The 430-nt window shown below is 60.0% G+C and carries 1 protein-coding gene; it reads right to left on the minus strand.

Features of this window, described 5'->3' with window-relative positions; genetic code table 11:
- A partial coding sequence (locus tag GV819_RS32655; protein ID WP_161760122.1) for an HD domain-containing protein occupies positions 1-430 on the minus strand: 430 nt, incomplete at both ends.

Raw genomic sequence — 430 nt, forward strand, 5'->3', positions numbered from 1 at the left:
CAAGTAAAGGCTGGACGGCCACGGCCTGGGCAGCCTTGGCAGCACCGCGCAGGTAATCGGCCTGTGGATACGGGCGATTCTCCAGTCCCAGGCGCCCTTTGGCGTCCATCTCGCAGGCTACGATAAACTCCTCAAAACGCTGCGGTCGACGATATACGTCAAAACGCTGCAGCAGTTCCAGTAGCGTTGATGCCTTGAGTTCCAGAGCGCGGTGGCCGTGGGTGTGATATTCGCCCACAAGGAGTGCCAGTTCCTGACAGTCGCGCGGCACTTTGTAGCGCTCGTTGACCGCTTTGATCAGGCGCAGCCCTTTGTGCTCGTGGGCAATGTGTCTTGGCCAGTCCTTTTCAGGTGTAAGCCCTTTGCCCAGATCATGCAGCAGGCAGGCCCAGCGCACGGTCAGTGGCTGATTGTGCAGGGCTGCCTGCTC

The sequence above is a fragment of the Pseudomonas sp. Fl5BN2 genome (genome assembly GCF_009908205.1).
GTDB lineage: Bacteria > Pseudomonadota > Gammaproteobacteria > Pseudomonadales > Pseudomonadaceae > Aquipseudomonas.